A 19,821-nucleotide genomic window follows, 5' to 3' on the forward strand; every position below is an offset into this window, starting at 1 on the left:
TGACCGGTTTCTAGGGTTTCGTCCATGTCTGAAAACGCGGCGACAACGCCGGAGATCGAGCCGTACCCCATGCGCATTCCTGACCGCGACCTGGCGGACCTGCGGGCTCGTCTTGACGGGGTTCGGCTTCCCGAGCCGGAAACGGTGCCGGACGCCACGCAGGGTATCGGGTTGGACCGGCTGAGCACGCTGCTGGACACCTGGCGACAGCACGACTGGCGGGCCAGGGAAGAGCAGTGGAACACGATTCCGCATTACCGCGTGCGCCTCGACGGCCTGCGGATCGCGTTCTGGCACGTACGCTCGCCCGAGCCCGCAGCGCTCCCCTTGTTGCTGACCCACGGCTGGCCGGGCTCCGTCCTCGAATTCGAGAACGTCCTCGGGCCGCTCAGCGATCCGGTCGCCCATGGCGGTTCCGCGAGTGACGCCTTCCACATCGTCGTCCCGGCCCTGCCAGGGTTCGGGTTCAGCGATCGTCCACGCGAGCGCGGCTGGCACCCCGCACGCACGGCGCGGGCGTGGGCCGAGCTGATGACCGTGCTCGGCTACGAGCGGTTCGGCGCGCACGGCGGAGACTGGGGCGCGTTCGTCAGCACCGAACTGGCACGCCTGGTGCCCGAGCGAGTCGCCGGCCTGCACCTGACGATGCCGATCGCCTCTCCCCTGCCGGACGACCGGATCTCGCCGGACCCGGCGGAACAACGCATGCTGGAGCGGCGCGACACTCATCTCGCGGACGGATACGGCTTCGGGATGATCATGAGCACGCGCCCGCAGACGCTCGGCTACTCCCTGCTCGACTCGCCTGCCGGCCTGGCGGCGTGGCTCGGTGAGAAGTTCGCCGCCTACTCCGACACCCGACCGGAGGCCGGCGGCGGGGTGAGCGCGTCGCAACAAGTGGACAACATCGCCCTGTACTGGCTGACCGGGACCGGCGCCTCCAGCGCTCGCTGGTACTGGGAGGCCATGCGGTGGGTACCACGCAGCGCCGAAGAAGAGAACGAACAACCGGTGACGGTGCCCACCGCCTGTTCGCTCTTCCCCGCCGAGCCGTGGCCGACCGCCCGGCGCTGGGCCGAGCGGCGCTACCACGACCTCCGGTCATGGCACGAACTGGACCGCGGCGGCCACTTCCCCGGCCTGGAACAGCCAGACCTTCTGGTCTCCGAAATCAGGACCGCATTCCATCACCTACGTCACCGTCCCGGCGATCTCACGCGGTGAAGGTCTCTCACCCTCCCATCCACCGGCGGCCGGCTTTGCCTCCGTCCCCGCGATGACCTGCCACCTTCCCGCCCGAAGGGAAACATCATGACGACCGTGTCCACGCGACCCGCCCGCACCGACCGGCGCACCCCGCCGGCGGTGACCATCTCCTCCTGGGCGGTCCCCGTGATGGTGCTCGGCCAGTTCGCCCTGCTGGCGGGCGTCCCGGTCACGATCGCGCTGGTCGGCGCTCTCCGCCACGTCCGCGATCGGACGGTTCGCCGGGCGGCCACGCTCCTCGCCGTCACGTACGCGATCCCGCTCGTCGTCTGGCGGACGCGGCTCGACGGCGCGCCGAGCCTGTCCAAGGACATTCACCCCGCGTTCGTCGCTGTGATCGTCGCCGCCTCCGCCGCACTCATCGTGGCCATCCGTCGAGCCCGGCGCTGAAGCAGCGTGCCCACTTTCCTCAGTACTCATCAGGAAGCTCAATGACCATGTCCAGCAACAACCTGTCGAACTCCTCCGGGCAGCGATTCCCGACCCGCGCGCGCATCACCGCGCTCACGATCTCGCTCGCCGCGACCGGCGTATTCGCAGGCGACATCTCCGCCGCGCAGGCCGTCACCGCGCAGCCCCCGGCCATCCACCACGCCGCCGCTCACCACGGTGGTGGACTCCAGTGCCGCGGGAAAGGTGTCGACCCCACCGCGAAGATCCGATACCGGACCGAGGCCCTGATCAAGGCGCCGCTGAACACCGCCTGGAAACTGCAGACCGATGTGGAAGCCTGGCCCACCTGGCAGAAGCCCGTGACCAGCATGAAGCGCCTCGACCCTGGCCCGCTCCGCAAGAACTCGCGCTTCCGGTGGACCACCCCGGTTCCCGCCACTCCCGTCAGCGCGCCCACCACGCTGGTCATCACCTCCACCGTCCGCCAGCTTCGGCACCATGCGTGCATCCGCTGGACCGGGCCGGCGATCGGCGAAGGACTGCGCATCGACCGGGGCGTCCACGTCTGGACCTTCACCAAGGTCAAGGGCGGCGTCCTCGTACGCACCGAGGAGACCCATGCGGGCGACCAGATCGAAACCAACGTGCCACTCGCCACCGACTTCCTCGGAAAAGGTCTTGAGGCCTGGCTGAAAGACCTCAAGAACACCGCCGAAGCGCGCACGAGCGCTTAAGTGCCTGTTCCGAACTTCTGGCCATGGACCGAGGGACGGTGGACACATCCTGGGCTACCGCATGTCGCGGTCTCCGATGATCAGGGATACGCCGGCGTTGAAGATGTCGTCGGGGGTGAGTCCGGCGTGGCGGCCTTCCGCCAGGGCACGGGCGATGGTGGGGAATGTCTGCGCGAACTGTTCGGCGGTCCGGGTGTCCATGGTGTGGGCGCCTGCGGAGTCCTGCTCTTCGATGACGTGGCCGAGGGTGTAGTGGGTGCCGGTGAAGACGATGTTCGCCGCCTCAGCCAGGGGCAGGTCGCGGTCTTCGAGTGTGCGGAGTGCGTGTTCGGCGATGCGGGCGAGGGTGGGTGTGCCGGGTGGTCGGGCGCCGGCCACGACTCGGGCGCCGTCGGGGTAGGCCAGCATTGCCTGGCGCAGGCGGTGGAAGATGGCGGCCAGCCATGGCCGCCAGGACTGGCCTGAAGGCAGTGGCGCGAGCTCGGCGAATTGTTCTTGCAAGATGGCTTCGGCCATCGCTTCCAGGAGTTCCTGCTTGTCGTTGAAGCGCCAGTAGATGGCGGGGGCTTTGACCTGCAGGCTGGTGGTGAGCCTGCGGAAGGTCACCCCGGTCAGACCTTCCTGTTTCAGCAGCGTCAGGGCTTGCTTCACGATCGTCTCGGCATCCACGGCATCCATTGTATAACTGTGTTACATTGGCTCCTGTAACGTCGTTATAGAGCGGGGTGTAGATCTTGAACCAGGCACTCGTGGACAGCATGCGGACCTACCTCCAGGCCGGACTGGCCATGGACGTGGACCAACTGGATCAGCTGTATGACCCGGAATTCGAAAACGTGCGGGCGGATGAGTCCGGCCAGACGATCACCCTGACCAAGGCCCAGTTCATGGCGCGCTTCCGCGCACTGCGCGAACAAGGCCAGTCGGTGGGTGAGTCCATAGACGACATCACCTTCCCGGCCACTACCGACTTCGGCGACCATGCGGCGATCATCATGCGCCGGGTCGAAAACGATGTGCCGGCACTGTATACCTTCATCTGGCGGATGGACGAGGGACAGCCGACCACCATCCTGCGCGAGATCACCTTCGACAAGGACATCAGCTACCTGCTGAAGATGGTGCAGTCCGCGAAGGACGCATAGCGGTATCGGAGGGCGCGCCCAAATCAGCAGCGGGCCCGGGGCGTCCACGATGACGTGCAGCTTCCTGCCCTGCACGTTCTTGGCCGCGTTGTATCCGCGAGAGTCGGTGGCGACAGCCTCGGCTGCCCCGCAGCGACTGTGAATCGATGATCCCTGTGCTGGGTTCGGCCTGGCGCCCCTCGGCCAGTCGGACGTGTTCACGCAGGTCGTTATGGCGTACGTACAGATCCTGCCGCCAGCGACTGAAGATCGCGTGGACGGTGCGCCAGGGCGGGAACTCGGCAGGGAGATTGCGCCACTTGCCGCCGTTGTCGACGACGTTTCGGATGGCGTCCGCGATCGGGCATGTCGCATACCAGGCGGCGGTGGTGGCGTGCTCGTCCTGCTCCCACTCGCTCCGCACGGGCATCCCTCGCGTCGGTGATTACAGTAAGGACCGCCGACCACAAACAAGAACGGGCTCATCCGTCCAGGAAGCGCACCAGCTCCGCAGTGACGAACTGGGGGTTCTCCTCGACGAGCCAGTGTCCCGCGTGCGGCACGTCCACCGCGCGCACGATCTTGGTCATGCGCGGGGCCACTGTGGCTCGGATCGCGTCGAGGTGCCCCTGGGCGGTCATGAGCAGGGTCGGGACACGTACCGGTGCTGCTGCCGCGGTGTCACGAACGTCTTTGTCGAGGGCGCGGTAGAGCTCGAAGCCGCCCGACAGGACCTCTGGCCGGCTGTAGGTCCGTGCGTACTCGTTGATCTCGGTGTCGGAGAACGGGGACCGATCAGATGTGCCGCCGAACGCCGTGCCGCCGAACGAGACCTGGGGATAGAACAGCGCCAGGTACTCGCGGACGTCGTCGCGTACGACCGCCTCGGGGACCCGTCGCTGGGAGTGAAAGGCGATGTGCCAGCTCAGTGAGCGGTACGTGGACGCATCGATCCTGGGCCCGGGTAGTGGCAGGTCGAAGTAGCCGAGGCGGGCGGTGTCGTCGGGGAATTGGCTGGCGTACTGGAAGGCTACTGCGGCGCCGAAATCGTGCCCGACGACGCGGGCGTCACGTATCCCGAGCCGGTCGGCGATCAGCGTGTGGACGTACCGCGCCAGAGTGGCCTTGTCGTAGCCGGTCGGTGAGCCGGTGCTGTCGCCCAGTCCGGGAAGATCGACAGCGTAGACGGTGTGGTTCTTGGCGAGCGCCGGCATGATCGGCCACCAGCCGTACCAGGTCTGCGGCCAACCGTGTATCAGCACTACCGGCGTGCCGCTGCCGCCGGTCACGTAGTGCATACGGACGCCGTCGACGTCGGAGAACTCGTGTCGGAAGGTGTTCTTGAACTGGGGGTCGTCCTGGGTTGCGACGGCGTAGGGGGGAACGTCGCCGGCTGTCGGCGTGGAACAGGCCGCGGTGCCGATCGTGAGCAGGAGGGTGAGCGTGACGGTCGCCACCGTGCGCGCGGATCGGAAGAAGCGGCGCGACAACAGTCGTGTTGCGGTGATCATGTGGTCCTGTTCTGGAGAAGGTGGATCAGCGCCCGGTCGCGCCGTCGATCAGTTCGCGGAGGATGTCCGCGTGGCCCGCGTGACGGCCGGTCTCCTCGATCATGTGGGTGAGGGCCCACCGGATGCTGGGAGCGGGGCGTTCCGGTCGCGGTCGAGGAATCGGCGCGCCGAGATCGGTGCACCCGTCGAGCAGTTCGTTCGCGCGCCTGACCGTTTCTCGGTAGCGGGCGACGACGTCGGCCACGCTGTCCGCCGGCGCAGCCTGGAACGTCGCCTGCCAGTCGGTGACGTCGTCCCCGAGGAACATCGAGCGTTCGACGAAAGTCAGGTGGTTGAGCAGGCCGAGCAGGTTCGTGCCGGACGGCACCACGGCTGTTCGCGCCTGAGGTTCGGGGGCACCCTCGACTTTCGCGGCGATCGAGGTCCGGAGGTAGTCGAGGAATTCGCGCAGGATCTCGGTCTCGCTGCTTCCGGTCCGGGGCGGCGGGGTGTCGCCGCGGCGGTCGCGGCGCGTGGTGCTGGGCACAGTGGCTTCCTTTCTTTCGCTCTTTCGCCGGGGGCGGGTCTGGTGCCGTGTCAGGCGGTACGTCGGATGAGTAGGACGTGGTCGGTGATCTCGGCGGTGCGCCCGCCCGGTCCGGTCGCGATCCGGCGGGGTGTGTCGGCCCGCTCGACCGTCCATGTCGCTGGGTCCAGATCGATTCCCGCGGCGACCTCCCGCGGGCTCGGGTACCGGACGTCGGGATTTTGGTTCCACGACCATGGCGCGGCCGAGCCGTGGTCGACGACCAGTAGCCGCCCGCCCAGGCGCAGTGCGCGCGCGGCTGAGCGCAGGACGGTTGCCCTGTCCAGGTCGAAGGGGGTGTGCAGGTAGTGGGCACAGATCAGGTCGAATCCACCCTGCGGGAACGACTTGTGCAAGTCGTGGCGCACGGTGATGACACGGTCGCCCAGGCCGCGCGAGCGGGCGAGGACGGCGAGCCGCTCGACCGCCACGGCCGAGATGTCGGCGGCGGTGACGTGCCACCCCTGGCCGGCGAGCCACAGCGCGTCGCCGCCGTCGCCGCATCCGAGGTCCAACGCGTCGCCGGGCGGCAGGCTCGTGATCGTCTCGGTGAGGCGCGCATTCGGCTGCGGGTCACTGGCTGCCGGTCGGGCCGCGTGCAGGTCGTCCCAGAACGTGACCGCATCGGTGGTGCTCATCAAGGCTCCTTCTGTCGGGAGCGCTCAGTCTTGCCAGGCGGGCCCGATCTGGCACAGAAACTTGCGGTTCCGGCAAGATGGCCTCATGGATCGCGAAACGGACGACGTCCTTGACGCGGTGGGGCCGCGACTTCGTGCACTGCGTCGTGACCGCGGCATCACCCTCGCTGCCCTCGCGGCGACGACCGGCGTGTCGGAGAGCACCCTGTCCCGGCTGGAGAGCGGGCAACGTCGGGCAACCCTGGAGCTGCTGCTGCCGCTGGCTCGTACCTACGACGTTCCGCTGGACGATCTCGTCGGCGCCCCGCGCACCGGCGACCCCCGGATGCACCTCAAGCCGATCAAACGGTTCGGGATGACCTTCGTGCCCCTGTCCCGGCGGCCGGGCGGAGTGCATGCGTTCAAGATGATCATCCCTGCCCAGCCGAAACCGCTCGAACCGACCCCGCAGACCCATGAAGGCTTCGAATGGCTGTACGTGCTCAGCGGTCGCCTGCGGCTCGTCCTCGGTGAGCGCGACCTGACGTTGCCGCCAGGTGAGGCAGCCGAATTCGACACGTCATTGCCGCACTGGCTGGGCAGCGCCGACGGCGGCGCGGTCGAGCTTCTCATCCTGTTCGGCCTGCAAGGGGTGCGTCTGCACGTACGCGCCGCCCCTCATCGGTCGTCTCACGGCGAGAGCCGGCGGTGAACTCGGCGCAACCGTCGGGGATGGCGTGGCAGTGAAGAACCGGGAGCGGGCGCCGGTGCTCCTCGGCCCCCGCGGCGCTCGACGAGGCCGTGGTTGTCCAGCACTTTAGAGTACACAATTGCATCTAATGGCGGGCTCCGTAAGTCTCCGCGATAAGATGCGCAGGTGGACCGTAAGCGGGAGCGGACCGCGGCTGAGCACGAGGCGATCAGCGCGCAGGCGGCGGAACGTCGTGCCGACGCCGGCACGACCCGCGACGGCGGCGCGTCCCGTCGACGCGGCCGCAAGCTCCAGGACGCGATCCTCGACGCCGCGTGGGACGTGCTGGTCGAGCACGGATATCACGGCTTCACCTACGAAGCGGTCGCCGCCCGCGCCGGCACGAGTCGTCCTGTGCTCTACCGGCGCTGGCCGCAGCGCGACGACCTGCTGCTGGCCACTCTCGCCAAATTCTGGCAGCCGATCACGGTGCCCGACACCGGCAGCCTCCGCGATGACGCGATCGGCTTCCTGCGCAACGCCGACGCTGACCGCGCAGGCATGATCACGTTGATGAGCGTGCAGCTGGCGGACTACTTCCGCGACACCGGCACCAGCCTCGGCGAGCTTCGCGACACCCTCCTGCCGCCGGGCCGGCCGACCGCCTTCGAGATGATCGTCGCTCGCGCGGTCGAGCGCGGCGAGCTGCCGGACGTGCCGCGTTCGTCCCGTGTGGTGAACCTGCCGCTGGACCTGTTGCGCCACGACATGTTCATGACCATGCGCGCGGTGTCGGAGGAGTCGATCGTCGAGATCGTGGACGAGGTGTGGCTGCCGCTGCTGGGGGTGCATGGGGGTCCGTCCGCCTCACCGGCCTGAGCCTCGCCGGCGACCTGGCCCGCCAGGTGTTGACCGACCCCCTCGGCGGGCAGGTCGGCGCCCGGCCGGGCGGGTGCAGCCCATGCGACGTGTCACTCCCGGCCTGGCGGGCTCGACCAGAGAACGGCCGGCCGGAGCCACCCGTCTGCTGCCGCCGCCACACCCACGAATGCTGCAAGAGGTCTTGCGAGATCGCCGAAATGCGGGGTCGCCGCGCGCAAGATATGGCTCTCCAGCTTCTGCAGTGATTGGGGTGGAAATGCTGAGTCGCAGGAAGTTATTCACGCTCGGCGGAGTCGCAGGGGCGGCGGTCTTGTTGCCCAAGGCGCTGGAATCATCGGCCGTGACCCGGGAAACCCCGCCCGGCCCCGGCCACACGCACCATTCGACCTCCCCCAAAACCGTCGTCTCCACCCGGGCGCCGGTCGCCCCCTTCTCTGCGCGCATGCCCGTGCCGCAGGTGCTGCGGCCGATCGCCCAGCTGCCCGAAGCCGATGTCTATGAGCTGGCCATCCGCCAGATCGAGGCGGAGATCCTGCCCGGCGTCCGGACTCCCGTGCTCTCCTACGGCAACCAGTTCGTCGGTCCGACCATCCGCGCCAAGAGTGCGCGCCGTACCCTGATCACCTTCCGCAACCGCCTGGAGGCGCCCTCCAACGTGCACCTGCACGGTGGGCACGTGCCGGCCGTCAGCGACGGCCACCCCATGGACCTCATCCAGCCCGGGGGTGCCAAGCTCTACAACTATCCCAACCGGCAGCAGGGCGCGACGTTGTGGTACCACGATCACAGCCACCACACCGAGGCCGAGCACGTCTTCCGCGGCCTGCACGGCGCCTACCTGCTGGAAGATGACAGCGAGCGGCATCTCGGGCTGCCCGGCGGCGAGTACGACATCCCGATCCTGCTGCGCGACGCCGCCTTCGACGAGTCCGGGGCCCTCGTCTTCGCCGAGCCCGAGTACCGCACCACCCTCCTGGCCAACGGCAAGCCCTCGCCGTACTTCCCGGTCGCGGCGCGCAAGTACCGCCTGCGCCTGCTCAACGTCTCCACCCACCGCGACTTCACCCTCAGCCTGGGCGGAGTCGAGATGACGCAGATCGCCACCGACGGCGGCCTGCTGCCCGCCCCGGTGCCGCGGACCACGCTGCTGCTCAGCCCCGGCGAGCGCGTCGAGATCGTGGTCGACTTCTCCCGCCATCCCTTGGGCACCCAGCTGGTGCTGGCCGACACGACCGGGCCGGTGCTCCGCTTCGACGTCGTACGGCGGGCCCGCGACAACAGCCGCGTACCCGACCGGTTGCGGGAGCTGCCTCCCCTGCCGGAGGCGACCGCCACCCGCGAGGTCGTGCTCGGATTCGGGTTCGTCGACGACGTGCCGATGGGCCTGATCAACGGCCGGCCGTTCGACCCGGACCGCATCGACGCGAAGATCAAGCTGGGCACCACCGAGATCTGGCGCATCACCAACGGCGACGTCGAGTACCAGGTGCCGCACAACTTCCACACCCACCTGGTGCAGTTCCGGGTGCTGGACCGCGACGGCAACCCGCCGCTACCGGGCGAGACGGGCCGCAAGGACACCGTGCACATCCGGCCCGGGGAGTCGGTTCGGGTGCAGGCCACCTTCGGCGACTACACCGGGCGCTTCCTCTACCACTGCCACCTGCTCGAACACTCCCAGATGGGGATGATGGCCCAGATGGAGATCACCCGTTAGGCGCGGCGGGCAGCATTCCCGCACAGCAGCGGACACCCTGCCGGGTGACACCGTGTTCCAGGACGGCGAGCTGACTCCGCAACGTTCATGCCGGCGGGCGTCGGCAAGGGGCGAGCGAGACGGCGTGGCCGCCTTGGCAGGGCTCGCCCCCTCCCTGCCCCGGCACGCCGCCGCGTCCCGGTGACCGGAGGCCCCGGGACATCGCAATCAAGCGGCGTCGAGGGCTGCGGTGATCTTGCGGGTCATCTCGGCCAGGGTGGGGCTGGGCTCGCACTGGTGGTTGCGGGCGGCTGCTTCGACGGCGACCAGGACGGTGCTGCGGAAGTTGTCGGCCTCTGCCGGATCCTGCTTCCTGAGCAGGCTCATGGCGGCTGTCAGGGCCGGCAGCACGTGGTCGGCGATCGCGGCCACGGACTTGCCGTCCAGGGTGATGTCCCTGGTCTTCTCGGCGAGCACGTGGCCGACCAGGCCGGTCGCGGAGGCCAGGGCGATGGAGCCCTCGGTGGCGACCTTGTGGGGCTTGCCGGTGGCATCGGCGGCGGCCAGCAGCGAGACGGCGCCGTAGGCGGCGGTGCGCAGGGTGGACTTGTCCTGGTCGGTCAGGGTGATGGACATGGTGGTGTGCTCCTTCAAAGCTGTCAGGAAATTCGATGGAACGGGCGGATGGTGGAATGCGGGGTGAGGGCCGGCCTACCGGGCGAGGGCGCGGGGTCAGTCGTCGATCGCCTGGTAGAGCATGGTCCAGAAGTCGTGGATCAGCCGCGTCGAATCCGGGGTGGACGCCCCGACCTGCGTGAGCAGGATTCCGGTGAGCTGGTTGGCCGGGTCGGCGTAGGTCGCGGTGCCGCTCCCGCCGTCCCAGCCGAACTGGCCGACGGGGGCGTAGTCGCCGCGGTAGGTGCGCACCGCCATCCCGAAGCCCCAGCCGCCGTGCTGCCCCTGGCCGTGCGAGATGTGGACGTTGTCGAGGGCCATGGCGTTGCGGGCGGCGTTCTGCTCGGGCGTCAGGCGGTTGGTGGTCATCAGCTCGACGGCGGGCCTGGACAGGATCCGCTCGCTGCCGTGCATTCCGCCGTTGAGCAGCATCCGGAAGTAGGCGTGGTAGTCGTCGACGGTGGAGACCAGCCCGCCGCCACCGCCCTGGAACGCCGGAGGCCGGCTGTGGCGTCCCCCCTTGGCCTCGTCCCACACGAGGAACTGTCCGGTCTGCGGGTCGGGGGCGTACAGGGTCGGCAGCCGGTCGATCTTGTCGGCGGGCACGTGGAACCCGGTGTCCTTCATCCCCAGCGGGTCGAAGACGCGTTCGCGCAGGAACGTCTCGAACGACTGGCCGGTGACCCGGGCCACCAGCACGCCGAGCAGATCGTTGCTGATGTGGTACTGCCAGCGCTGTCCGGGCTGGTGCATCAGCGGGAGCGTGCCCAGGCGGCGCATCCACTCATCCGGCCCGGGCATCGGCACCGGAAGATTGGGCGTGAGCCCCTGCTCGAAGATCGCGTTCATGATCGGGGTGCCGAGCGACGTCATGTCCATGCCGAGCCCGAACGTGGAGGTCAGCACGTCCCGCACGGTGATCGGCCGCCGCGCCGGCACGGTGTCGTCCAGCGGGCCGTCGATCCGCTTCAGCACCCGCCGGTCGGCCAGTTCCGGCAGCCACGCATCGACCGGGTCATCCAGCCGCAGCCGGCACTCGTCCAGCAACACCATCGCGGCCGCCATCGAAACCGGCTTCGACGTCGAGGCCATCCGGAAGATCGTGTCCCGGCTCATCGGCGGGCCGCCGTCATGACGCATCGTCCCGATCGCCTCGACGTGCGTCTCACCGCCCCGGCTGACCAGGGCGACCAGCCCGGGAATCTTCCCGGAGTCGACATGCCGCGTCAGCACCTCGCGCAGCCTGCGCAGCCCTGCCGCGGAGAAGCCGCTGTTGCTTGTGTCCATCACGTAGCTCCCTGCCTCAAATGTTCGATCTCTGCGAGCCCGTCCCGGCGTGCCACCCATGGCCTCGGCGAGCTGGGGCTCGGTCATGCGCCACCGGCGCCGCATGTGTTCGGGAATCCCTGAACGTCTGCGACACTACATTGCGTTTACACATCAGTCAACAAGCAAAGAAGAGCATTACCCCTGCTCTTGCGGACCAAAGAGCGAGTATTGCAATGATGGTGATGCTGAACGCAATGGGTGATCAGGGTCAGAATTGCAATGGACTGCGCGTGAATGCATACTGTGCAGCGGGGTACGCGGGCGCCGAGCTTCGCGCATGTCGAGCGAGAGGAAACAAGCACCGATGCCCGGAGGCAGGCTCACCAATGAGGACCGGCAGCGCATCGCTACGGGGCTGGCCGAGGGACTCGGATACGCAGAGATCGGTCGGCTTCTCGGGCGGCCCGCCTCGACCATCATGCGGGAGGTCACCCGCAACGGCGGCCCCGACGGCTACGGGGCGGACCGGGCGCACGAGGCCACACGCCACCGTGCGCGCCGACGCAAGCAGGCTCAGCCTCCGGCGCCGCCGGTCCCCCACGGCGACCACGGGCGTGACCCCCGAGCGGTTCAGGACTTCACCGAGTCCTTCACCGATCTCCTCGTTCAGCAGGGGCTCCCCCAGATGACGGCCAGGGTGCTGGCCTGCCTGTACATCACCGACTCCGGCGCCCTCACCGCCGCCGAGCTGGTCCAGCGGCTTCGCGTCAGCCCGGCGTCGATCTCGCACGCCGTCACCTTCCTCGAACAGCAGGGACTGCTCACGCGGGAGCGGGTTCCCGGCGGGCGCCGCGAACGCTATGTCATCGACGATGAGATCTGGCTCCGGTCCACCCTTGCGGCTGTGCAGACGAACGATGCCCTGGAGGCCGCGTCGCAGCGCGGAGCCGAGATTCTCGGGGTCGCAACCCCGGCGGGCGCCCGCTTCAAGTCCTCCGCCGAATTCCTTCACCTCGTGACCGAGTCCCTCGGGAAGGCCATGGAGCAGTGGCGGCAGAGCCTGGCCGCCCGGAGCACCCAGCACCCTGACCCGGACTCGCTGACCACACAGGACGAACTCGCGTACTGAACCGGGAGTGGGCAGCCGGCGGCTGACTGGCAAGGCTCTGACAGTGCTCAGCCGGCCATCCCGAACACGCAGCGCGCCTACGCCCTCGCCATCGATCACACCATTACCGCCCTCGGGCGGGAGCGGCCGTTGTCATCGGGTGAGGAGATCCGGCGGAGCGGCGCTCCGGTCGGCCCCGGCAAGTCACCCGCGGATCGCGCCGCCCCGCATGCGCGAGATCCGGGTCCGGTTCGCCAGGACCGGCGCCCCTGGCCGGGACCCGTACGACGACGAGCGCAGGACCACCATGCGCGTCGACGCCGAGTGGACCCAGGCCGACGACCCCCGCAGCCAGGAACAGGGAGCTGATCCTGCACAACCCAGTGGAGCCGTTCAGTGCACCAGGTTGGGGCGATGCGGTGAGGTGTTCACGGGGTGGGGTGCGCCGCATCCAGCAGGCGGCGTAGGTGCAGGGTGTCCGGGGCCAGGGCGGTGATCAGGATGGCGGGGCCGGCCAGGGGGGCCAGCAGGGCCTGGCCGGCTTCCGGGTCGTCGCCGAGCAGCCGGACGTGGGGCGGTTGCGGCTGCAGGGCCGGATCGATGATGAGGATCTGGCCGACGGCGCGGTGGCCGGCCAGGACGGCGGGGCCGTCCCAGCCGGGTGCGCCGGGGCCGTACATCGCCTGCTGGTCCAGCAGGGGGCGACCGTCGCGCCGGACGGTGAGGCGGGTGGCCAGCCGGCCCGGCGGCTCGCCGGCGCGGCCGAGGACGATTTCTTCACGTAGGAGGAGTCGTGCGGTCGGGGCGAGGTCGATGGTGCAGCTCTGGCGCAGGTTGCTGCGGGCGGCGGAGATCAGCGGCTGGGGCAGCCAGTGCAGGCTTGCCCGCTCGGCAACGGTCAGGTGCACGTCGTAGGTGGCGTGCTCGGTGGTGGGGCCACGCAGGGCGATGGTGGCGGCGGCGGAGGTGATGTGCAGGTGTGCGTCGTGCTCGGCGGTGGCCTCGATGCGCAGCCGATCGCCGCCCAGGGGGGCGCTCATGGCGGCGAGGACGCACACCCGCGCCTGGTTGCCGTGTGAGCGGCCGCGGCGCAGGTCGAAAGGGCCGTCACCGGCGAGGAGCGGGAGGGCGGTGGTGTTGCCCGCGTGGGTCGCCCGAATGCGGGCGGTGGCATGCACACCCGGCGCGGACCGCCCGGCCGGTGTGGGTGCAGAGGGCGCGAGTGTCATGCGGGGCCCGCGGTCCAGGCGGCCAGGCGCCGGCGGATCCAGTCGGCCACAGGTGTGATGCCGCCGTCGGTCTTGACCGCGGTCAAGACGGTGGGACGGTGGCCGCGCTGGGTCTCGGCGTCGCGTGCCATGGCTTCCAGGTCGGCACCGACGTAGGGGGCGAGGTCGGTCTTGTTGATGACCAGCAGGTCGGAGGAGGTGACGCCGGGGCCGCCCTTGCGGGGGATATCGTCGCCGCCGGCGACGTCGATGACGAAGATCTGCGCGTCGGCCAGGCCTGTGGAGAAGGTCGCGGTGAGGTTGTCGCCGCCTGATTCGACGAGGATCAGATCGAGCGGGCCCAGGTGTTCTTCCAGGTCTTCGACGGCTTCGAGGTTGGCGGAGATGTCGTCGCGGATGGCGGTGTGCGGGCAGGCGCCGGTCTGGACCGCGGTGATGCGCTCAGCGGGCAGGACGGCCTCGCGCAGCAGGAACTCGGCGTCCTCGCGGGTGTAGATGTCGTTGGTCACGACGGCGATGGACAGCTCCTCGCGCAGCGCGCGGCACAGGGCGGCGACGGTGGCGGTCTTGCCGGAGCCGACCGGCCCGCCCAGACCGATGCGCAGGGCGCGGCGACGGCCGTCAGGACGGGAGGAGGAACCGCCGGGGCCGTGGGCGTGGGCTTCGGGGAAGGTGTCGCTGTGGTGGAGGTGCATGGCTGCTCCGGGGGTGAAGGGGTGCTCAGGAGGCGAACAGACGGGTGGGGCGGGCGGCGTGCTGTTCGGCGGTGATGTCGAGCAGCGGCGCGGAGACGGCCGGCAGCGCGGGCGGTCCGTCGGTGTGGACGCGCTGTGCGGCTTCGGCCGCCCGGGCCGCGACGTGGTCGATGTCGGCGGCCAGGCGGGCCAGGACGGCGGTGGCGTCGAAGGGGTCCAGTCTGAGCAGGCGCACGGTCGCGCTGACCGGGCCGCCGACGCTCTCATAGGCCGCCACGTACGCGGCGTCCAGCGGGGTCAGCCCGGCGGAGCGGGCGGCCAGGCCGAGCACCACAGGGTGATGAGCGCCCCGCGGCAGCGCCGCGGCGAGGGAGTCGAGCTCGGAGCAGGGCCAGGCGACTCGGGCGGCCCGCAGCAGCTGCCGGCCGAGCCTGCGCGCGGTGTGCCGCAGGGCGGGGGCGGCGGTGCGGGCGTCGGCCGCCTCTTCCAGCAGCAGCGGGTCGTACCCGGCGGCGGCCGCGGCGGCCAGGCCCGCCGCGACCAGGCCGCTGGTGTACAGCCGGCCGCGGCAGAACTCCTGCAGGCTCGCCACGTCACGCACCCGTCCCGCCGTGACCGCCGCCTCGGCCCCGCCGGAGTGGGCATGCCCTCCGGCGGGGAATCGACCGTCGGCCAGGACGAGCAGGGCGGCACGGTTCATGGTGCGTGACTCACCTTTCGCTGACATGGAGCGTGCCCCCGGTTTGCACGCGCGGCGGGCCGTTCCGGGGCGGTGGTCAGAACAGGAAGTAGCGCTGGGCCATGGGCAGCGTGTCGGCGAACCGGGTGCCGTCGACCAGCTGGTCGTCGATCTCCGTCTTGACGTCCTTGGCCTCCGCTCCACCGATCACGACCTCGAAGGTGTCGGGATCGATGCGGATGTCGGGGCAGGCGTTGTTCTCCCGCATGTCGGCCTTGAACACCTTGCGGGTGTCGCGGATGGCCTTGAACTCCTTGCCCACCGTGAGCCGTTCGGGCAGGCCGGACTTGATGGCGTGTTCGGTGACGAAGTTGACCGCGTTGGCGGCAGGTGCCCGGCCACTGGCCCCCCACATGGGGCGGGGCAGGATCGGCTGCGGGGTGGTGATGGAGGCGTTGGCGTCACCCACCTGCGCGTAGGCGATCTGGCCGCCCTTGATCACCCGGTGCGGCTTGACGCCGAAGAACTTCGGCTCCCACAGCACCAGGTCGGCCATCTTGCCCACCTCGACCGAGCCGACCTCGTGATCGATGCCGTGCGCGATGGCCGGGTTGATGGTGTATTTGGCGACGTAGCGGCGGGCGCGGTGGTTGTCGGCCCCGTCGTCGCCGGCCTGGTCGCCGTCCAACGGGCCGCGCCGGGCCTTCATCACGTGCGCGGTCTGCCACGTCCGTATGATCATCTCGCCGATGCGTCCCATCGCCTGGGCGTCCGACGACATGATCGAGATGGCGCCGAGGTCGTGCAGGATGTCCTCGGCGGCCATCGTGGAGGGCCGGATCCGCGACTCGGCGAAGGCCAGGTCCTCCGGCACCAGCGGGTTGAGGTGGTGGCAGACCATCACCATGTCGATGTGCTCCTTGACCGTGTTGACGGTGAAGGGGCGGGTGGGGTTGGTGGAGGCGGGCAGCACGTTCGGCAGGCTCGCCATCGTGATCATGTCGGGGGCGTGGCCGCCGCCGGCGCCCTCGATGTGGAAGACGTGGATGGGGTGGTCGCCGATGGCGTCGATGGTGTCGGCGACCGCGCCCGCCTCGTTCAGCGAGTCGGCGTGCAGGGCCAGCTGGACGCCGGTCGCCCGGCACACCTCCAGGCACCGGCGCAGGACGGCCGGGGTGGCACCCCAGTCCTCGTGGATCTTGAAACCGAGGATTCCCCCTTCCACCTGGTTGTAGAGGGACTCGGTGGACATGGTGTTGCCCTTGCCGAGCAGCCCGATGTTGACCGGGAAGGCGTCCAGCGCCTCGAACAGGCGGGCGATGTGCCAGGCACCGGGCGTGACGGTGGTGGCGGTGCTGCCTTCGGCCGGGCCCGTACCACCGCCGATCAGGGTGGTGACGCCCGCGGCGAGTGCCTCGGTCACCTGCTCGGGGCAGATGAAGTGCACGTGGGTGTCGATGCCGCCCGCGGTGAGGATCTTGCCGTTGCCCGCGATGACCTCGGTCTCGGGGCCGATCAGGAAGTCCGTGGCCCGCTGGTGCCCGTCGTGCAGCCGGTCCATGGTCTCGTCGTTGTAGGCCTTGCCGAGCGCGACGATCCGGCCGTCACGGATGGCCACGTCGGCCTTGATCACGCCCCAATGGTCCAGGACGACCGCGCCGGTGATGACCGTGTCGGGCGGCTGCGGGGCGCCGAATCTCGCCGAGTCGCGCGGCGCGCAGGACTGCCCCATCGATTCACGGATCACCTTGCCGCCGCCGAAGATGACCTCGTTGCCGCTGCGCCCCGGACCACCCGACCAGTCCTCACTGATCTCGATCCGGAGGTTGGTGTCGGCCAGCCGGATGCGGTCGCCGACCGTCGGCCCGAACCGGTCGGCGTACTGGACCCGGGTCAGCGGCTGATCGATCGGCAGGATCTCCGGGCCTGGCACGCCATCCCGCGACGACGCCCCTGCCGCCAGCTCGTCGGGCGCGTCCGCCGCCGCGTCTGTCAGGGGCTCATCCATCGAGCTGCCCCCCGACCTCGCCGCGCAGGCCGGCGACGATGCGCCTGCCCTCGATGGGCACGAGCGTGACCGTCCTGGTGCATCGAGGCTCGAACCGGACAGAACTGCCGGCGGGAATGTGCAGGCGCTTGCCGTAGGCGGCGGAACGGTCGAAGCTGAGGCGGGGGTTGGCCTCGTAGAAGTGGTAGTGAGAACCCACCTGGATGGGGCGGTCGTCACTGTTGGTGACGGACACGATCGTGATCTCGCGGCCCTCGTTGAAGGCCACCGGCTCAGCGCCCTCAGGATGGTCGATCTTCCCCGGATGAACCAGCGCCTCCGTTCCCGTTTCGGCGAAGGCGTCGCGGATGGTGACCAGCTTGGTGCCGTCGCGGAACGTCGCCTCGATCTGAATGTCGGAGATCATCTCCGGGACGCCCTCCATGACTTCGTCACGGGAGAGGATCTTCTCCTCGGCGGACATGAGCTCATGGACGGACTTGCCGTCCCGGGCCGCCTCCAGCACATGTGCCGTGATCAGCGCGACCGCCTCCGGATAGTTGAGGAGAACCCCCCGTTCTCTACGCCTCCGGGCCACGTCCGCGGCCACATGGATCATCAGGCGTTCCTGTTCGTGCGGAGTCAGATGCACTCTGCCACCTCGCCTTCGCTCTGCCCCGAGGCGTCGTCCCCGGGCGGCCAACGGTGCAGATCGCGGGGCATGACCGGCGTTCGGTCATGCCGCCGTCCGCTCTTCAGCCGAGAGGTGATCCCTTCGCCGTTGCGCTGGGCTTCGGCGGTCACCACCCGCTGCGACCGAAAGTAGTCCGATGAACGCTCTGAGTGATATGACGGAGGAGTGAAGCGTGTGTTACCAGTGACGCAGGGTGACCTGTCACACCGGCAGAGCTGTGAACCGCATCCGCCCAGACCGGCCGCCCGGCTGGAGGCCCTGTTCACCGATCCCGCCTGCTCTGTTCCGCATCTGTCCGATCGCCGGCACTACAGGAGCCCGCGCTCCATGGCCACGACGACCGCCGCGGCCCGGGTCTCGACGCCGAGCTTGGCGAAGACGTGCTTGAGGTGCGTCTTCACGGTCGTCTCGCTGATCAGCAGGGTCCTGGCGATCTCCTTGTTGGCCGCCCCCCGGGCCACCAGGCGCAGCACCTCCAGCTCGCGCAGGCTCGGCTCCTGCCCCGCGGGCCGGCCGATGAGCGCGGAGGCGACCGACGGGGCCAGTACGGCGCCGCCCGCCGCGGCCGTTCGCACGGCCCGGTGCAACTCCTCGCGGGGCGCGTCCTTGAGCAGGTAGCCCGCGACCCCGGCCGCCATGGCCCGCGTCACGTCGGCGTCTGTGTCGTAGGTGGTCAGCACGATCACCTTGATCTCCGGGTGGTCGACCCGCAACCGCTGGATCGCGCCGACGCCGTCGAGGCCGGGCATGCGCAGGTCCATGAGCACGACGTCCGGGCCCGCCCTCCTGGCCATGGCCAGCGCCTCGAACCCGTCGGACGCCTCGGCCACCACCTCGATGTCGTCCACGTTGTCGAACATGCCGCGCAGCCCGTCGCGGACCACCGGATGGTCATCGACGATCATCAGTTTGAGGGGATGCGCAGGCACAGTGCCGTCCCCTCTCCCGGCGCCGACTCGACCGTCAGCGTGCCGCCCACGCCGCGGGCGCGCTCACGCATGGCCGCCAGCCCGTAACCGGAACCGTGCGCGCCCGGGTCGAAGCCCGTGCCGTCGTCGAACACGTCCAGCGTCACCTCGTCGTCCATGTAGGTCAGTGTGATGGCCACCCGGTCCGCCCGCGCGTGCTTGGCCGCGTTGGACAGCCCCTCCTGCGCCGCGCGCAGCAGCGTGGCGCCCACCTCGGCCGTCAGCGGCCGGGGCGTGCCCTCCACCGTCACGGTGGCGCTCACCTCGGATGTGCGCGACCACCGCTCGGCGACCTGCGCGAGCGCCGCGTCCAGGTGCGCTTCCTGCAGCGGGCCAGGCCGCAGCGCGTCCACCGAGCGCCTGGCCTCCTGGAGGTTGTCGCGGGCCAGTTCCTTGGCCAGCGCGATCCTCCTGCGTACGGCGGGCAGGTCGGGCCTGCCCTGCTCGGGCATGGCCTGCTCGGCCGCCTCCAACTGGGTGATGATCCCGCTCAGGCCCTGGGCGAGGGTGTCGTGGATCTCCCTGGCGAGCCTCGCCCGCTCCTCCAGCACGCCGACCGTCTTGTTCTGCGCGCTCTGCCGCAACACGTAGGCCACGAACAGGCCGATCGCCACCACCAGCCCGCAGCTCCCGACGAGCCGCCACAGGGCGTTGGGGTCGTCCAGGTAGCCCCTGGCGGCGAAGGTGCACAGGATCGTCGCCACCGCCCCCGCGTACGACCACGGGGTGGAGAGCATCAGGTACGGCTGGGGCATCAGCCCGAAGATCACCACATCGAACGAGCGGTCCGTGAGTACCAGCGCGACGTACAGCGCGCACAGCACGGCCAGGTGGAACGCCATGGGGTGGAGCCGGCCGAGCAGGTGCGGGCGGCGCAGGACGAAGAACCAGTGCCAGCCGGCCAGCAGCGCGAGCAGGCCCAGGCTCACCGGGCCTGGGCCGGCGTCCTCGCCGAACGACAGCACCAGGCCGAGCGCCAGGCAGGCGTAGAACAGCATGTGGAAGGCGCGCAGCCAGCGCGCCTCCCAGACGTTCACC

Annotated in this window: 22 protein-coding genes; 8 read left to right on the forward strand and 14 right to left on the reverse strand. The window is 69.6% G+C overall.

The genetic code is table 11. The features are described 5' to 3' along the window. Positions 1 to 24: 24 nt before the first annotated feature. The 3 genes from ACWDLG_RS23945 (at position 25) to ACWDLG_RS23955 (ending at position 2,393) form a co-directional block, all read left to right on the forward strand. A complete protein-coding gene (locus ACWDLG_RS23945; protein WP_449923347.1) occupies positions 25 to 1,224 on the forward strand; it encodes an epoxide hydrolase family protein in 1,200 nt (399 codons plus the stop codon). Positions 1,225 to 1,311: 87 nt separating this feature from the next. Then, complete coding sequence (locus tag ACWDLG_RS23950) at positions 1,312 to 1,656, forward strand: hypothetical protein (RefSeq protein WP_449923349.1); 345 nt, start codon at positions 1,312 to 1,314, stop codon at positions 1,654 to 1,656. Positions 1,657 to 1,697: 41 nt separating this feature from the next. After that, a complete protein-coding gene (locus ACWDLG_RS23955; protein WP_449923352.1) occupies positions 1,698 to 2,393 on the forward strand; it encodes an SRPBCC family protein in 696 nt (231 codons plus the stop codon). 54 nt (positions 2,394 to 2,447) lie between these two features. Here the strand turns inward: ACWDLG_RS23955 and ACWDLG_RS23960 are convergent, their stop codons facing one another. Next, positions 2,448 to 3,062, reverse strand: a complete 615-nt coding sequence (locus ACWDLG_RS23960; protein ID WP_449923355.1) for a TetR/AcrR family transcriptional regulator C-terminal domain-containing protein — start codon at positions 3,060 to 3,062, stop codon at positions 2,448 to 2,450. A gap of 65 nt (positions 3,063 to 3,127) precedes the next feature. Here ACWDLG_RS23960 and ACWDLG_RS23965 point away from each other — a divergent pair, with 65 nt between their 5' ends. After that, entirely contained in the window at positions 3,128 to 3,538 is a 411-nt protein-coding gene (locus ACWDLG_RS23965) for a hypothetical protein (protein ID WP_449923358.1), read from the forward strand. Here the strand turns inward: ACWDLG_RS23965 and ACWDLG_RS23970 are convergent. From ACWDLG_RS23970 to ACWDLG_RS23985, 4 genes are read right to left on the reverse strand one after another with little or no spacing between them, the layout of a single operon-like run. Then, positions 3,495 to 3,947 carry a transposase gene (locus tag ACWDLG_RS23970; RefSeq protein ID WP_449923361.1) on the reverse strand — a complete coding sequence of 151 codons (453 nt, stop codon included), beginning with the start codon at positions 3,945 to 3,947 and terminating at the stop codon, positions 3,495 to 3,497. The two genes, ACWDLG_RS23965 and ACWDLG_RS23970, sit on opposite strands and share 44 nt — an antisense overlap. Before the next feature lie 52 nt (positions 3,948 to 3,999). Further along, positions 4,000 to 5,028, reverse strand: a complete 1,029-nt coding sequence (locus tag ACWDLG_RS23975) for an alpha/beta fold hydrolase (RefSeq protein WP_449923364.1) — start codon at positions 5,026 to 5,028, stop codon at positions 4,000 to 4,002. A 25-nt stretch (positions 5,029 to 5,053) separates the two neighbouring features. Further along, positions 5,054 to 5,554, reverse strand: a complete 501-nt coding sequence (locus ACWDLG_RS23980) for a DinB family protein (protein ID WP_354908799.1) — start codon at positions 5,552 to 5,554, stop codon at positions 5,054 to 5,056. A gap of 50 nt (positions 5,555 to 5,604) precedes the next feature. After that, complete coding sequence (locus ACWDLG_RS23985) at positions 5,605 to 6,231, reverse strand: class I SAM-dependent methyltransferase (protein WP_449923368.1); 627 nt, start codon at positions 6,229 to 6,231, stop codon at positions 5,605 to 5,607. An 85-nt stretch (positions 6,232 to 6,316) separates the two neighbouring features. On the opposite strand from ACWDLG_RS23985, the gene ACWDLG_RS23990 reads away from it, so the two are divergent. The 3 genes from ACWDLG_RS23990 (at position 6,317) to ACWDLG_RS24000 (ending at position 9,500) form a co-directional block, all read left to right on the forward strand. Beyond that, a complete protein-coding gene (locus ACWDLG_RS23990; protein WP_449923371.1) occupies positions 6,317 to 6,922 on the forward strand; it encodes a helix-turn-helix domain-containing protein in 606 nt (201 codons plus the stop codon). A 165-nt stretch (positions 6,923 to 7,087) separates the two neighbouring features. Next, positions 7,088 to 7,780: a TetR/AcrR family transcriptional regulator gene (locus tag ACWDLG_RS23995; RefSeq protein WP_449923373.1), complete on the forward strand. Its 693-nt coding sequence runs from the start codon at positions 7,088 to 7,090 to the stop codon at positions 7,778 to 7,780. Between the two features lie 445 nt (positions 7,781 to 8,225). Further along, the gene (locus ACWDLG_RS24000; RefSeq protein ID WP_449923376.1) at positions 8,226 to 9,500 is read left to right on the forward strand and encodes a multicopper oxidase family protein; all 1,275 of its coding nucleotides are present in this window, start codon (positions 8,226 to 8,228) and stop codon (positions 9,498 to 9,500) included. Between the two features lie 207 nt (positions 9,501 to 9,707). Here the strand turns inward: ACWDLG_RS24000 and ACWDLG_RS24005 are convergent, their stop codons facing one another. Both ACWDLG_RS24005 and ACWDLG_RS24010 read right to left on the reverse strand, forming a co-directional pair. Beyond that, the gene (locus ACWDLG_RS24005) at positions 9,708 to 10,115 is read right to left on the reverse strand and encodes a hypothetical protein (RefSeq protein WP_449923379.1); all 408 of its coding nucleotides are present in this window, start codon (positions 10,113 to 10,115) and stop codon (positions 9,708 to 9,710) included. Between the two features lie 96 nt (positions 10,116 to 10,211). Next, complete coding sequence (locus ACWDLG_RS24010) at positions 10,212 to 11,441, reverse strand: serine hydrolase domain-containing protein (protein ID WP_449923381.1); 1,230 nt, start codon at positions 11,439 to 11,441, stop codon at positions 10,212 to 10,214. Between the two features lie 346 nt (positions 11,442 to 11,787). Between ACWDLG_RS24010 and ACWDLG_RS24015 the strand changes: the two genes are divergently transcribed. Then, positions 11,788 to 12,552, forward strand: a complete 765-nt coding sequence (locus ACWDLG_RS24015) for a helix-turn-helix domain-containing protein (RefSeq protein ID WP_449923384.1) — start codon at positions 11,788 to 11,790, stop codon at positions 12,550 to 12,552. A 407-nt stretch (positions 12,553 to 12,959) separates the two neighbouring features. Here the strand turns inward: ACWDLG_RS24015 and ACWDLG_RS24020 are convergent, their stop codons facing one another. From ACWDLG_RS24020 to ACWDLG_RS24050, 7 genes are all read right to left on the reverse strand, one after another. Beyond that, the gene (locus ACWDLG_RS24020) at positions 12,960 to 13,709 is read right to left on the reverse strand and encodes an urease accessory protein UreD (RefSeq protein ID WP_449923387.1); all 750 of its coding nucleotides are present in this window, start codon (positions 13,707 to 13,709) and stop codon (positions 12,960 to 12,962) included. A 47-nt stretch (positions 13,710 to 13,756) separates the two neighbouring features. After that, positions 13,757 to 14,455 (reverse strand): urease accessory protein UreG, encoded by a 699-nt coding sequence (gene ureG, locus ACWDLG_RS24025; protein WP_354908816.1) that lies wholly within the window; start codon positions 14,453 to 14,455, stop codon positions 13,757 to 13,759. 25 nt (positions 14,456 to 14,480) lie between these two features. Beyond that, the gene (locus tag ACWDLG_RS24030; RefSeq protein WP_449923391.1) at positions 14,481 to 15,155 is read right to left on the reverse strand and encodes an urease accessory protein UreF; all 675 of its coding nucleotides are present in this window, start codon (positions 15,153 to 15,155) and stop codon (positions 14,481 to 14,483) included. Positions 15,156 to 15,231: 76 nt separating this feature from the next. Further along, on the reverse strand, positions 15,232 to 17,142 hold the full coding sequence (locus ACWDLG_RS24035; RefSeq protein WP_449923393.1) for an urease subunit alpha: 1,911 nt from the start codon (positions 17,140 to 17,142) through the stop codon (positions 15,232 to 15,234). Continuing rightward, positions 17,135 to 17,773, reverse strand: a complete 639-nt coding sequence (locus ACWDLG_RS24040) for an urease subunit gamma (protein ID WP_354908822.1) — start codon at positions 17,771 to 17,773, stop codon at positions 17,135 to 17,137. Before ACWDLG_RS24040 ends, ACWDLG_RS24035 begins: the two co-directional genes overlap by 8 nt. A 350-nt stretch (positions 17,774 to 18,123) precedes the next feature. After that, on the reverse strand, positions 18,124 to 18,720 hold the full coding sequence (locus tag ACWDLG_RS24045; protein WP_354908825.1) for a response regulator transcription factor: 597 nt from the start codon (positions 18,718 to 18,720) through the stop codon (positions 18,124 to 18,126). After that, positions 18,720 to 19,820 (reverse strand): sensor histidine kinase, encoded by a 1,101-nt coding sequence (locus ACWDLG_RS24050; RefSeq protein ID WP_449923398.1) that lies wholly within the window; start codon positions 19,818 to 19,820, stop codon positions 18,720 to 18,722. Before ACWDLG_RS24050 ends, ACWDLG_RS24045 begins: the two co-directional genes overlap by 1 nt. Position 19,821: the final 1 nt, after the last annotated feature.

It is taken from the genome of Nonomuraea sp. NPDC003727 (assembly GCF_053586935.1).

What these genes read in the sequence shown, in the direction of transcription:
- ACWDLG_RS23985 (WP_449923368.1), bottom strand. Translation starts at nt 6,231, where the DNA reads ATGAGCACCACCGATGCGGTCACGTTCTGGGACGACCTGCACGCGGCC.
- ACWDLG_RS23950 (WP_449923349.1), top strand. Translation starts at nt 1,312, where the DNA reads ATGACGACCGTGTCCACGCGACCCGCCCGCACCGACCGGCGCACCCCG.
- ACWDLG_RS24015 (WP_449923384.1), top strand. Translation starts at nt 11,788, where the DNA reads ATGCCCGGAGGCAGGCTCACCAATGAGGACCGGCAGCGCATCGCTACG.
- ACWDLG_RS23990 (WP_449923371.1), top strand. Translation starts at nt 6,317, where the DNA reads ATGGATCGCGAAACGGACGACGTCCTTGACGCGGTGGGGCCGCGACTT.
- ACWDLG_RS24035 (WP_449923393.1), bottom strand. Translation starts at nt 17,142, where the DNA reads ATGGATGAGCCCCTGACAGACGCGGCGGCGGACGCGCCCGACGAGCTG.
- ACWDLG_RS24000 (WP_449923376.1), top strand. Translation starts at nt 8,226, where the DNA reads ATGCCCGTGCCGCAGGTGCTGCGGCCGATCGCCCAGCTGCCCGAAGCC.
- ACWDLG_RS24005 (WP_449923379.1), bottom strand. Translation starts at nt 10,115, where the DNA reads ATGTCCATCACCCTGACCGACCAGGACAAGTCCACCCTGCGCACCGCC.
- ACWDLG_RS23975 (WP_449923364.1), bottom strand. Translation starts at nt 5,028, where the DNA reads ATGATCACCGCAACACGACTGTTGTCGCGCCGCTTCTTCCGATCCGCG.
- ACWDLG_RS24010 (WP_449923381.1), bottom strand. Translation starts at nt 11,441, where the DNA reads ATGGACACAAGCAACAGCGGCTTCTCCGCGGCAGGGCTGCGCAGGCTG.
- ACWDLG_RS23945 (WP_449923347.1), top strand. Translation starts at nt 25, where the DNA reads ATGTCTGAAAACGCGGCGACAACGCCGGAGATCGAGCCGTACCCCATG.
- ACWDLG_RS23955 (WP_449923352.1), top strand. Translation starts at nt 1,698, where the DNA reads ATGACCATGTCCAGCAACAACCTGTCGAACTCCTCCGGGCAGCGATTC.
- ureG (WP_354908816.1), bottom strand. Translation starts at nt 14,455, where the DNA reads ATGCACCTCCACCACAGCGACACCTTCCCCGAAGCCCACGCCCACGGC.
- ACWDLG_RS24045 (WP_354908825.1), bottom strand. Translation starts at nt 18,720, where the DNA reads ATGATCGTCGATGACCATCCGGTGGTCCGCGACGGGCTGCGCGGCATG.
- ACWDLG_RS24030 (WP_449923391.1), bottom strand. Translation starts at nt 15,155, where the DNA reads ATGAACCGTGCCGCCCTGCTCGTCCTGGCCGACGGTCGATTCCCCGCC.
- ACWDLG_RS23970 (WP_449923361.1), bottom strand. Translation starts at nt 3,947, where the DNA reads ATGCCCGTGCGGAGCGAGTGGGAGCAGGACGAGCACGCCACCACCGCC.